The following is a 13,200-nucleotide window of genomic DNA, read 5'->3' as shown; positions in this document are numbered from 1 at the left end:
TCAAAAAATGCGGGGTTTTGGGCGTAGAACCCCTTATACTTTATTATTTTTCGGTGTCTCCCCTATTATTAGCGAATTTCTTAAACATAGCCAATCTTTTAAGTGGTTATAGCTCAATTATTTTGTCAAAATTATCTATCAATTCTTCGTTTAAATGATGTGTGACGAGAATAATAGTGAAATTAGAATTTTTTAATAATATGGATTCAACTTCAAATGCATTTTTTTTATCTAATGCCGAGGTTCCTTCATCAATAATGATGATTGGTTTATGACGAATCAAAGCTCTGGCTATAGAAAGGCGTTGTTTTTGGCCACCTGAAATGTTATTCCCTTCTTCTCCTAAAAAAGTATTTAAATTTTGATCTAAAGATAAAACAAAATCACTTAGACAGCTTTCTTTTAATGAATTATCTAATTCCTCTTCAGTAAAGTTTTCGCATAATGTTATATTATCTTTTATAGTCCCACTAAATATATATACATTTTGACTAATATATGCAATATTGTCCCTAATGCTTTCTTGACTATATTGTTTTATATCAACATTATCAATATATATGTTTCCTTCATAATTATTTAAATGACCTAAAATCAATTTAATCAATGTGGTTTTACCACTTCCACTTTTACCAATGATTGCATATTTTTTTCCGTTTTCAAAGATAAGTGAAAGATTTTTAAAAACATCTTCATTTTTATAACCGAAACTTACATTTCTAAGTTCAATGGAGTTAGAAAAAGGTGGGCACATTTCTAAAGTTGTAAATTCATTAGGATCGGTATCAAATTTCTCCAAAACAGGTTTAGAAGATCTTATTGTTGTAACACAATTTAATAAAGTAGCAAATGAACCGAAAAATGAACCAGCTAAATTTGCAGCTGGTAAAATTGAACCTACAGATGTTAATCCCTTAATTGACAAATATCCAGTAATAAAAGTCATTGCAATTTGAGAAATTATATTTGATAAACTAATTAAGGTGTTAACTACTGTCTGTGTCTTCTTAAATGTGTACTTCGTAAATTCTAAAATCTTAGAATTTTCTAAAATACTGGATTTAAATCGTGACAATAAATTATAACTATATAATACCTCATGTCCCATCATAGTTTCTTTTGTAACTTTTACAAATTCTTCTTGTTGATCAGACATAGCTTTTGAATCTTTTTCAACAGTTTTGTTCATCAACTTTGGGGGAATTAACATTAAAACACATAAAATAATTGCAAGCATTGCGACCCACAAGTGAATATATACTAGTCCACATAATGAAAATATAATCATAGATAATTGTGAAATTAATACGAAAAATTGGTTGAATGTTGTACTTTCAATCTGAGTTACATCATTAGTTAACCAAGAAACATAGCTTCCGGTCTCATTTTTATAAAATTGCTCATAGTCCATTTGGGTTAATTTATCTGTAATTTGATATCTTAAAGTAAAATTCATTTTTGCAACGGCTTTTGCTGTATTTATTTTACTTTCATAATTCATAATGATAGATATAGTCCACATCAAAATCATAAAAATACTTTGTTTTATTAAGGCATGAACATCACCTGCAATAATAACATTCAAGAGATTTGCTAACATTAACGCTGTTAATACCAATAACAACGATGACAATATATTCAAAATGCTTGCAATTACCACTATTTTTTTATTTTGCCTAATAACCTTTTTCATATTTCCCCCCATCCTAATGAGCCTATACTCCTTTTGAACCATTTATAAATAATTCATCTAAAAAGAAACAAAAATTCATTTCATTGTTTAGTAATCGGTTGAAAAAAAGAATAATACCTGATGTTCCACTTCCCAAATCTGTTGATAACTTAGTTATATAATCCCCTGGAAAGAGAACTCCATCCGGAGACATTACTTTATATAAATCAAGACCTTCTGCCATATCATATGCCCTATCTTTATAACTGGTATCATCCAAAAATTGATAACAATCCAACAATGTGTTACCTAGTCCTGCCATTCCACAAAATAGACCTGGATTAATAGCATATTTTACATATATACCCGGCAAGATATTGTTAATTTCTTCTAAATAATAATCCTGTTTCGTAACTTTATAATATCTCACTAAAACGGAAATTATTCCAGCGCTTCCTTCCAAAAAATATGGATAAAGTGTCTCAACATTTACATCATCTGAAGAAAACGCATAAAAATCACTATCTCCTATTTTTATTTTATGCGATAAGTCATATTTTAAAGCTAATTGTCCAATTTCTAAATATTTCTGTTCATTAGTTACTAAATTTAAATATAAGAAAAACAAAGAAATTCCACTTGCCCCATCTCCATATCCTATGTTAATCGGATCCTTTCCTTCTTGCCAGTATGCGAATCCTTTTGAATGATCTATCTTGGCCTGGCAAATTAATTCATCACCAATAGCTATCGATTTTTCTAAAAATTCTTTATTTTTCGTTTCTATCCAAAATTTTAGCATTGTTAATCCATATCCTGACAATCCACATCGAATTCCAAAATTATTCTTAAACAATTGATTTTCATCACAATTTTTTAATATTTCTATTGCTTTCTCTTTTTGCCCAATTTCAAGAAGTACCCATGCAACTCCTGCAAGACCAACATACAATCCTGGAGGATATACATCCAATTTAGAAGTTCTTTCCATAATCCAAGGTATATATTTTTTAATCATTTCTTCCTGTTTCAACCAGCTGAAGGCATATATATTTCCTAATGCTCCACATGTTATATTCAATGGAGTGTTTATAAATGGTGTATTAGGGAAAAGTCTATCAATTCTTTGTATATCGGCCGTTTTCTCTATAGCCATTAAACATTCATTTATTGTTTTACTATATTTAAAATTTAGCTCATTGTAATTATGGTTTACTTTTATCTTTAAACAAGAATATGTTGTTGTTTGAATTCTATTCAATCTGCATTTTACTTCGTCTAATTGTGGTCTTTTTTTAACTTCATTTTGAGTTAAATCAAGTATAATATGTTTTAAATCTTTGGGCAAGCAATAATCTTTAAATAGACTATCTAAAAATCTTTTAATAATATTTTGATCAATAGAAATCATTTCATTTCTTCTTAATAAACAACTAAAAAAAATGCATCCAAGAGCATATGAATCTGATTCTATAAAATTATCTTGTCCTATTTTTTCACTAAATCCAGCTGTAGACAGTTGGGAAAAAGATTTATCGCTTTTTTCTAAGCAAGCCTCTAGATCTATAAATTTAACATCTGTTTTTTTTGTAATCATTATATTGTTGGGTGATAGATCTGAAAGTATTAACCCATTTTCATGAACAATTTTAAGAAATATAACTATCTCAATAAATATATTGATTAAGTTATCAATATAGGCACTTATTTGATCACTATTTCTGAATGTCTTATAAAACGGATTATTTTCAACACAAAACCTTTCCAAAGTAAGACCTTCGATAAATTCTTCGACTAAAAAAACATGTTCCCACTCCTTGAATATTTTAACAGGTTTAGGTGTCATATTGTATTCTTCTAACCTTTGTAGAAATTCAAATTCTTTTTTTCTTAGATATATTGAATCTTTTTTAGAATTTATAAAACATGTATAAGGTCTCGCTTCCTTAATAACCACTTTTTTATTATCATCCAGATTAATAGCTTCATAAACTCCACCACTATTTGTAAAGTGAATGGCTTTATTAATTTTATAATTTTTTTTCAGGTATGATGCTTCCTCATCCTCTAAATGTTCAGTTACTGGATTTGGTATATTAATAGGTATTTGAAAATATGGCATTCTACAATCATCAACCCAAAAACCATTTTCATCCGAAATCACCGGAGTAAGCTCCCCATCTTTTTCTACTCTAAACTGTCCAATCATTCCACCATAACGATAATATAAAACTTCACAATCTTTATATCTTTTATCTGATAAAATATATGGACCTTTAAAAGGGTTAAGCATACAATATAGAATATCAAGTAATTTTAAAAATTCATCAGTATTTTGGGGATAAATTGTTATGAATTTTCCTGAAGAACCTCTAGGGTACATTTTTTGACTTGTTAGTTTTAGTATGTCAGTGTCCATCATAAACTTAAAGGAAACATTATTATCTATAGCTATTTTAGTTACAATATACAGTATTTCTTTTGGATTAGTTAAAGTAGCAGAAACATGAATTTTCCAACCTTGAAATGGAATTTTGTGTTTTACATTTGTACATGTAAAATATATACCATATCTATTTATATCCCATTCACTAGGCAATAAATTTTTAACTATCTCATAAAACTCATCAGAATTCTTTCTATTTTCAATGTTTTCACAATAATATTTATTAGTTAAATTATACAAAAAAATATTTTTTTTCATAGATTACTACCCCTTTCAAATCAAATACTTTTCAACATAATTATACATAATATTAAATTTGTTAACTATTCGAATTATTTTTTGTTTATATTAAAATTATTAGCTTGTAAAACAAGCATATATTTTATTTTAATATAAATAAAAACAAAAATGAGTCGTATGTAATTAAATAATTAGTTATATACGCCTCATTTTCGTTTTATCTTAAACATTTTCTAATTATTGCAAATACCGCTTATCATACTCCAGCCGGCTTCGTACTGAGTAACTTTTTCTTCCTCAATAGCTTGTAATTCTAATATACTAGTCATAATATTACTACCCCCTTTTTTTTATTTTGGAATAGGTGCCTCTCCCTGTGGAGATTATCCTTGAAACAATCAACACCAGGTAATATTAACCATCCCTTACAATAATTATACATGTTATGTTTAATTTGTCAATCGTTTACACCTTCTTTTTTTGAATATGTTTGGATTCAAAAGTGGGTACAGTACTAACCTTTATATCACTAAATTTTACTTTTTTATTGGGTGTTTTTGCCTATCCCCCCGAAAAGGTATGTTAGTATGTTAATGTTGTATATGTTAATCTAAAACTACCCCACAATTCTAATTGAAATATCCCCCACCTTACAGTAAACTTTCTTATGAGAGGCATCATAAGAGGGGGAAATGGAGATGATTAAATTGAGTGAAAAACAACACATCATAATATCGGCACATCTAAACGGAAAGTCTCAAAGGTCCATAGCTAGAGAGACTGGAATTGATAGAAAAACTATTAGTAAATATGTTAAAGAATACGAAGTGGCAAGACAAGAAATTTTGAATTTTAATGGAGGAATTGATGATATAAGAGAACTTCAGGACAGTATTGTTGAGAAACCTAAATACTATTGCATAAATAGAAAAAAGAAAAAATTAACCGAAGAAATTATAAATAAGATAAAGGGGTATATTGAAGAAAACCAGCAAAAACGGCATGCCGGGAGGCATAAGCAGCAAAAAAAGAAAATTGATATATATGAAGCGTTAAAAGAAGACGATTACGATATAAGTTATCCAACTGTGAGTAACTATATAAATAAATTACTTGAGAATGGAGCCGAGGCATTTATAAAATCAGAATATGAGCTTGGGGATATTTGTGAATTTGATTGGGGGGAAGTAAAGTTAACTATTAATGCTCTGGATAGAACATTTCAAATGGCTGTATTTACATCTGCAAAAGGGAATTATAGATATGCACAGTTATTTGCTAAACAAAATTCAGAGTGTTTTCAAGAAGCTCATGCTTTGTTTTTTGAACATATAGGACAAGTATATAGAACAATCGTTTATGATAACATGAGAGTTGCAGTTAAAAAATTTGTAGGACCTACTGAGAAAGAACCTACGGATGCATTGCTTAAAATGTCCATGTATTATGGCTTTGACTTTAGGTTTTGCAATACTCGAGCTGGAAATGAAAAAGGTCATGTCGAGCGAAGTGTAGAGGTAGTACGACGTAAGTCTTTTTGTAAAAATGATAGTTTTAAATCATTAGAAGAAGCTAATAAATATCTGATGGAAACATGCGATAAATTGAATAGCCAACCACAAAAAATAAAAAATATGAAAACTGCAAAAGAAATTCTTAATGAGGAAAGACAACATATGGGGCCTTATATTGCAAAACTTGACACTGCTAGGATAGAAGAACCTAGAGTGGATAAATATTCGACATTCTCAGTGAATACCTGTCGGTATTCTGTACCTGATATGTATGTTGGAAAAAGAATATTCATAAAAATATATTCCAATGACATTGTTTGCTTTAGTGAGGGTAAAAAAATAGCTTCCCATGAAAAGAAGTTAGGATTTCATGAATGGTCTATTAAGCTTGAACATTATCTTAATACCTTTAAAAGAAAGCCAGGATCATTAGCTTCAAGCACTGCAATGCTACAAGCAGACCCTAGGATTCAAAACATCTATGATACCTATTATAACAAAAAAGAGAAAGATTTTATAGAATTACTTTTATTTATAGGTAAAAGTAATATCTCTAAGGTCCTAAATGCAATAAATTTATTAAATAAAATAAATCCTACGGATATAACAACCGAAAAAATAAAGTCTATTTGTAATAGAGATTATACTAATTTTATCGAAAATAATGTTATCCAACTAAATTCAACTGTTGAATTTGAACCTAACGGTTTACTAGATGTGTATAAAGCTTTAATCCCAATATCAACGGAAGATTTTAATAATGAGGTGGCTATAATATGATAAATAAGAAGAAATTATATAAAGATATTGAAGAATTAGCAATAGATCTTAAACTTGCAGGTATAAAAAATAACTTTGAGGTGGGTGCGAAAGATGCTTGCATTAATGACATAAGCTATGAAGAATTTCTTTACAAATTATTGGAAAAAGAATCTGTTTTAAGAAGTGAAAGTAGTAAACAAAATAGAATTAGAATAGCAAAGTTTCCTTATAAAAAATATATCGAAGATCTTGTAGTTGAAGATTTACCAGTTGATGCTAAAAAGAAATTAAAGACGTTAAGTTCACTTGAATTTATTAGTACAGGACAAAATGTAATTTTAGCTGGAAATCCTGGGACAGGCAAGACCCACATGAGTATTGGCCTTGGAATAAAAGCTTGTTTAGCTGGCTATAAAGTTCTTTTTATTACGGTATCATCGCTTATCACCCAATTAAAAGAAAGTCGTTCTCAGAAAGTATTAAGAGCATTTGAAAATAAATTTGATAAGTATGATTTAATTATTGCTGATGAATTGGGATATATTTCTTATGATAAAGAAGGTTCAGAACTTTTATTTAGTCACTTATCATTAAGAGCAGGTAGAAAATCAACTATAGTAACCACAAATTTATCCTTTGAAAGGTGGAATGAGATATTTAAAGACCCTATTATGACCGCTGCAATGATCGATAGACTTACGCATAAGGCATATATAGTAAATATGAATGGTACCTCCTACAGATTAAAGGAAACTAAAGAATGGCTCGCAAAACAATAATAAAATTTCTCTTCACTATATAATTAATTTGGAGGGAATATTATTTTTTACAATTTTTGGTGGAGGAGTTTTGGGTTAGAATATGGGGGAGTTTTCACTTGACAAATACACCAAGACTCCTTAATTGATTTAATATTAGCTCCTTTTTCTTCAATCTGCTCTACAATACTAAAAAGGTCTTTAACACTTCTACTCAATCTTGTAAGGTCCGATATTATTATTACATCACCAGTACGAATTTGATCTAACATTTTATTAAGTTCAGGACGGTTCTTCGTTACACCGGACACTTTTTCTTCATAAATTCTGCCACAACCAACCTGTTCTAGTATATCTATTTGTCTATATAAGTTTTGTTCTTCAGTACTTACCCTTGCATAACCTAAATTCATGATATCACCTCACTTAAATAGTACCAAAAACGTTAGGTGATAGTCAATTTTGAAACTTTGTTTTTGGTAATAGTTTTGGGGCTGAAAAGTATAAAAATAAGAACTAAAAAAGGATCTAACCCTTTTAGTTCCAAAAACGACCGTTTATGGGGCTTTTATAAAAAAATAAAAAGAGCATTTCTGCCCTTGATATTTCACAATATATAAAGATAGAAAATTTTCCAAAATACAAGTCACCATCAAAGATCCAATTTATCAAAACTGTCAGCTGACTTTTTATAAGCTAGCAAGGTTATTGCTGTATATATGATAACGCCCAGAAGAAGTATAGGTATCTGCTTTATCTGGTCTTCGATACTAATGCTGTCACAATAATCTCGCATATACGGGATGACACGAAGCATAACCTCCGCTACCACGATATAAATAACCATCATAATGCTTGACTGGAAAAAAGGCACTCCGATATTATACCCGCTCTTATAATATTGCGTAAGGAAAATAAAATTGAACAAACCAAGCATGATAAATGACAAGCCAATGAATGCAACATTTGCTTCAATACCCACCTGATTATTCAACGGAATGAATTTATCGCGGATAAAAGCAAATGGAATACAGGTGATGACCTGTGCCAGTTCAATACATACCACTAAATAAAATCTCGCCTTTACGATATCCCTTTTCCGAATTGGCAAGGCCATCATATAATATACATCACGATTTTCACGGTTTGATTGGAATACAAAGAAAATTCCCAGACAAGTGTAGAAAAATGTGACGTAATACGGGTAATTTGGAATACATAAAAGTGTACTTAAACTTAAGAAAATATATGGAACAGGATGCATAGAAAGTTTAAACTCTTTATACATTAAATCTTTCATTGTGTTCACTCCTTCTCAATATAAATCATGATGGATTCCAAATCAGCTGGTAAAATCTCTACATCTCCATCAATTGGCAGATTTTCAGTATGAACCAGTCCGCAAAAACCATCCGCATGTTTTTTAAAGCTTATCAGTTTTTTACTGATTACCTCCGTAAGCTGATCAGGGCTTCCTTTTACAATCTTATAAGCATCCAAAAACGACTTCTTATCTGTACTTGCAAGAATCTCGCCATTTTTAATATAGGTAACATACTTTGCGCATTTTTCCAAATCCGATGTAATATGGGTAGAAAACAGGATACTTACCCGTTCTTCTTCTACCAGGGTGATAAATAAGTCAAGCAGGTCATCTCTTGAAACAGGATCAAGTCCGCTGGTAGGTTCATCAAAAATCAATAATTTGGCATGATGAGACAAGGCTAATGTCAGCTGGTATTTTACTTTCATTCCTTCAGATAACTCATCCGCCTTTTTCTCAGGATCCAGATGAAACCGCTCTAAGTATGCTTCATAAGCCGCCTCATCCCACTTTTTATAAAACCTTTTGGTAACTTCTGTGATGGTTTTTAATTTTTTCTTCGGATAGTAATTTACTCCCCCCGATACAAAACCAAGTTTTTGCTTGATTAAAAACTCGTTATCGGAAAAATTCTCCCCAAAAACTTTAATAGTTCCACTATCTGCATGAACATAATTAAGCAAAGCTTTTAATGTGGTAGTCTTACCCGCTCCATTACGTCCGATAAAACCCATAATTGTCCCCTGTTCCATAGAAAATGAAACATTCTTCAATTCAAATTTCTCATATCTCTTATTTAAATTTTGTATTGATAATACGTCCATATGCAATCCCCCTCCATTTGATTTCCTTAACTGCGCTGCTATTCTGCCTCTTCCGGTTTTTCCTGTGCTGCAAAAATTTCTTTTGCAAACTGTTGATATCCATCATTCTGTACAATAGCAATTCCCTTATCTTTATCTGCTAGTAAAAGTAAAGTGTCCCCTGGTTTTATACCAAATATATCCCTTGCACCTTTGGGAATCACAATCTGGCCCTTTTCTCCAACTTTCACCGTACTCATAAATTTTCCTTCTGGTATCTGTACTGTCATAACTTATCATTCCTTTATGTATGATTTGTTTTATTTGTATAACTTATATAACTTGTATAACTTATTATACTTTTTATTAAATTATGTGTCAACCCAAAAAGAGAAAGCACAATCTTCACTCTCCCTAATTCATATACGCTATTTATGAATAATATTTACTTAGTTCTTAAATACTATTCTGAAGTAAATTGTAAATTTTTTATCCATTTTATGTCTTAGCGTGGGTTTTGTCGGAAATGTTGGCTCTACCCCATAGCCATCAAGCTAAGCCACATTAAATAATATCGGACTATCACCAGCTACAATATTTTACCATTAATTTTTCTTTCGTGAATTTGAATGGTGTATTTTAAGTTCATATTAGTATTCAAATAATTTCATGGCATGCCAAAAAAACCACTATATAGTGGGAATATTCGCAATTTTTTTAAGTTGGTTTATGCTGCAACTTTAGCCTGCGCTGATGTTCGTTTATAACAAATTCCAAGGATATCAAAAACGGTTTTCTTATCTTTTTTATGAGATTTCATACCATTCCTAACTACATTTTCAAATATGAATTTTAAGGTGTTGAAAATTTTATTAGGGAATTTGATAAGCTCAAAGTATAGACTATCAATATATTCATGAACTATTTCACAAGTTTTAATTTCACTAGCTTCAAGCCCGTTATTTTCTAAAGATAAAGTCCTCATTTTAAACATTACAGCAGAGCTTATGAGTAGCAAAATAAGTTTTCCATAAAGCTGACATTGAAACCGTTCTATTTTAACTAACTTTACAACTTGTATACTAAATATGGATTTCCAAGTTTTAAATATTATTTCGATCTGCCACCTTAAACTGTAAAACTCATGAACCTGCTTTGCACTTAAAACTTCTTCTGTAATATTCGTTATATAAATAGATATCCCTAATAATTCAATAGTATTATCACTTTTTTCTATACCCTTCTTTTTAGCAGTCTTCACAGATTTTTCTGTTCTTTTTTTCAATTGCTCATTTGTTAGTTTATACAAAATAAGCCTTGTATTTAGGCTCTTTTCCTTACCTACATAAACATCCTTAATTTCATAACGGTCTCCCTCGCCCATCTGTTTCATTATGTCAGAAATATAGATTCTTTTAAAAAGGCTTGATTTTTTAGGAGAGCCATTCTTATAGTACTCTATATCCTTATTTTCTATATATACTGCTATATTAGGTTTGAGTCTTGATATGAAAAAAGCTTCTCTATCTTCTATATCCAAAAAATCTTCAAAGTTGAAATACCCAAGATCTCTTAAAATAAGATCGCCAGCTTTGACAGTATCTCTTATTTTGCTCCCAAAAGTATTGTCACTTCCTGATCCCGCTCCTACTTGTATATTAAGCAGATTTCCAGATTTCAATTCATATTCTAGTTGTATTTTTACACCAGAAGCTTGAGAACAGCCACCAGATCCAGGATAAATATCTTTATAGCTTTCTGGCACTTGAAAAGCAGTAGAATCAAGTATTCTTATTCGTTTGAAATGTTCATCCCATACACTTGGTATACAAGTATTATTTGTTATTGTTTGGCGCAATAGGTTCTCAAAAATCTTCTTTAAAAATTCTACACATCTTTCATTTAAACGTTGATCTAATGCTTGATTAGAAATAACTATTCCTATTTTTGCACTAAGTTTTGTACATAAGGTAACAAGTGTGTTATTTGCAACCTCTGCATCCATAAAACAGCATAAGCAAACGAATTCCCATGCTTCAATTTTACCTTTTCTTTTCACAAACCCCGTTTCTCTCGCTATTTCTTCAAGCTCCTCTTTTGAAAAGCATCTTTTAAGTTCATCTGCAAAAAGCTTTATATCTTTATCCAATTTTAAGTTTTCTTTTATCATTTGTAATTTACCCCCATTGATGTGTTTTTATTATCTTTCAAATAATAACATTTTTACAAATGGGGGGCTTTATTTTTATAGGATTTTCTTAGCTTGATGGCTATGTGGCTCTACCCCATATAGTATATCTTCATATTTATTTTTATTAGTTAAAACCAAATCCTTATCTAAAATTTCATATAAGTAAGCCATCTCTATTCCATCATTTTTTTCAATGATTCTTAGTGTAAATTTATATTCTGTTCCATAATCAATAAATACTACTTTAATGTTATCTTGAACCAAAATTAACATTGCTATTTTAAACTCGCTATTTTCTAATCTGCTAGCTTCCACCACTTCAAATTTTTCTGAAGCAATTTTATTTTTGTATATTAATTCTGAAATAATCATTTTAAACTCTTCTGTATTTTTTACTTTCTTAACAAAATTGTCCAATTCCTCTTTTTCCACATTTATAAATTTATTTGACATAAATTAGTCCTCCTTAAAATTTTAATTGGTATTAAATAAGTAACAGCGCTGTTAAATAACTTACATAAACTATAAAGCTAAAAAATTGTATTTTGTAAACCTAACATTTAATTAATTTTATTTTTTATCTCTTACATGTTGTAATAATTCTTACAATAAGTGATCACGTACTAGAAATGATTACAATAAATACCAGTTGCTTATTCAAAAAAGAACATCCATAGATTTGATTTACACAAATCTATGGATGTTTTTTAAAAATGGTGAATAATTGCTTTTTTTGCTTTGGACAAGTTTACTGACTGCTAATTATACTTTATTTAAACAATATTAAGATACAGTGAGTAAACTTGTCCAAAGCCTCTTTATACGATACTATAGGGATCCCGAAAACTAGGGGCAGTAAAAGAGCTTGTACCACATCAGGTTTTCGTATGAAGCATGAAGGAGAAAATTTGATGTGAACCAGCCTTTGACTGCGACTTATTATATTGAATATACTTATAGTCATATACTTTAGCTAATTAATATATGTATTGTCTTATTATAAATTTTTTTTGAATTTATAAGTTTCAAATAAATCAGCATTAAAGTATTCATCATAGTATGAAAGTATTGCGTTTTTAATCTTGCTGAGGATTACCGTATTTTTTACAAGTAAAGTAATCTAGTGCGGTAGCTAAATAAATTAAAAATACAGGCCATACGCTATAAAGAGATCCCACTGAAGTTATATCTAAAAAATCACCATCATATCCAAGATATTGAGAATGTTTATATGTCATATAATTTATTATAATACCCAACATAAAGATTAATTTTATTAAAAAAATATAATGTATATGTAAGAAGTAAAAAATGAATGATTGTAAAAGCAATATAAATATAGTTATCTGTATTATATACAACAAACACCAATACACTATCACCTCACCAAATGCCTCCTGGAATAACCATGCAAATTTTTCTCTAAGAATCTCTTCCATAGAGCTACCAATATCAGTATCAATATTCAATTGTTTTTTGCTGCAAAATTA

General features: G+C 29.8%; 11 protein-coding genes. 2 read left to right on the top strand and 9 right to left on the bottom strand.

All coding sequences use genetic code 11. The features are described 5' to 3' along the window. Positions 1 to 106 precede the first annotated feature (106 nt). A complete protein-coding gene (locus ACWJJ7_RS16070; protein WP_462962972.1) occupies positions 107 to 1,693 on the bottom strand; it encodes an ABC transporter ATP-binding protein in 1,587 nt (528 codons plus the stop codon). Positions 1,694 to 1,715: 22 nt separating this feature from the next. Next, positions 1,716 to 4,376 (bottom strand): class III lanthionine synthetase LanKC, encoded by a 2,661-nt coding sequence (gene lanKC, locus ACWJJ7_RS16065; RefSeq protein WP_462962971.1) that lies wholly within the window; start codon positions 4,374 to 4,376, stop codon positions 1,716 to 1,718. Positions 4,377 to 5,056: 680 nt separating this feature from the next. On the opposite strand from lanKC, the gene istA reads away from it, so the two are divergent. Then, positions 5,057 to 6,652 carry an IS21 family transposase gene (gene istA, locus ACWJJ7_RS16060; protein ID WP_462962970.1) on the top strand — a complete coding sequence of 532 codons (1,596 nt, stop codon included), beginning with the start codon at positions 5,057 to 5,059 and terminating at the stop codon, positions 6,650 to 6,652. Next, positions 6,649 to 7,413: an IS21-like element helper ATPase IstB gene (gene istB, locus ACWJJ7_RS16055; RefSeq protein WP_462962969.1), complete on the top strand. Its 765-nt coding sequence runs from the start codon at positions 6,649 to 6,651 to the stop codon at positions 7,411 to 7,413. The genes istA and istB overlap by 4 nt, the downstream gene beginning before the upstream one ends. Before the next feature lie 47 nt (positions 7,414 to 7,460). On the opposite strand, the gene ACWJJ7_RS16050 is transcribed toward istB, so the two are convergent. The 7 genes from ACWJJ7_RS16050 to ACWJJ7_RS16020 all read right to left on the bottom strand — a co-directional run bounded on the left by ACWJJ7_RS16050 (position 7,461) and on the right by ACWJJ7_RS16020 (position 12,948). Beyond that, on the bottom strand, positions 7,461 to 7,805 hold the full coding sequence (locus tag ACWJJ7_RS16050) for a recombinase family protein (RefSeq protein WP_462962968.1): 345 nt from the start codon (positions 7,803 to 7,805) through the stop codon (positions 7,461 to 7,463). 239 nt (positions 7,806 to 8,044) lie between these two features. Then, on the bottom strand, positions 8,045 to 8,692 hold the full coding sequence (locus ACWJJ7_RS16045; protein ID WP_462962967.1) for an ABC-2 transporter permease: 648 nt from the start codon (positions 8,690 to 8,692) through the stop codon (positions 8,045 to 8,047). A 5-nt stretch (positions 8,693 to 8,697) separates the two neighbouring features. After that, a complete protein-coding gene (locus tag ACWJJ7_RS16040; protein WP_462962966.1) occupies positions 8,698 to 9,540 on the bottom strand; it encodes an ABC transporter ATP-binding protein in 843 nt (280 codons plus the stop codon). A gap of 38 nt (positions 9,541 to 9,578) precedes the next feature. Beyond that, complete coding sequence (locus ACWJJ7_RS16035; RefSeq protein ID WP_462962965.1) at positions 9,579 to 9,809, bottom strand: AbrB/MazE/SpoVT family DNA-binding domain-containing protein; 231 nt, start codon at positions 9,807 to 9,809, stop codon at positions 9,579 to 9,581. A gap of 437 nt (positions 9,810 to 10,246) precedes the next feature. Next, complete coding sequence (locus tag ACWJJ7_RS16030) at positions 10,247 to 11,689, bottom strand: IS4 family transposase (protein ID WP_462962964.1); 1,443 nt, start codon at positions 11,687 to 11,689, stop codon at positions 10,247 to 10,249. Between the two features lie 75 nt (positions 11,690 to 11,764). Beyond that, positions 11,765 to 12,163 (bottom strand): hypothetical protein, encoded by a 399-nt coding sequence (locus ACWJJ7_RS16025; protein WP_462962963.1) that lies wholly within the window; start codon positions 12,161 to 12,163, stop codon positions 11,765 to 11,767. Between the two features lie 623 nt (positions 12,164 to 12,786). Then, positions 12,787 to 12,948, bottom strand: a complete 162-nt coding sequence (locus tag ACWJJ7_RS16020) for a hypothetical protein (RefSeq protein WP_462962962.1) — start codon at positions 12,946 to 12,948, stop codon at positions 12,787 to 12,789. Positions 12,949 to 13,200: the final 252 nt, after the last annotated feature.

The organism is Clostridium sp. CM042 (genome assembly GCF_055080995.1).
The sequence above is the reverse complement of the archived record's forward strand: the minus strand, read 5'-3'. Positions and strand labels throughout refer to the sequence as shown.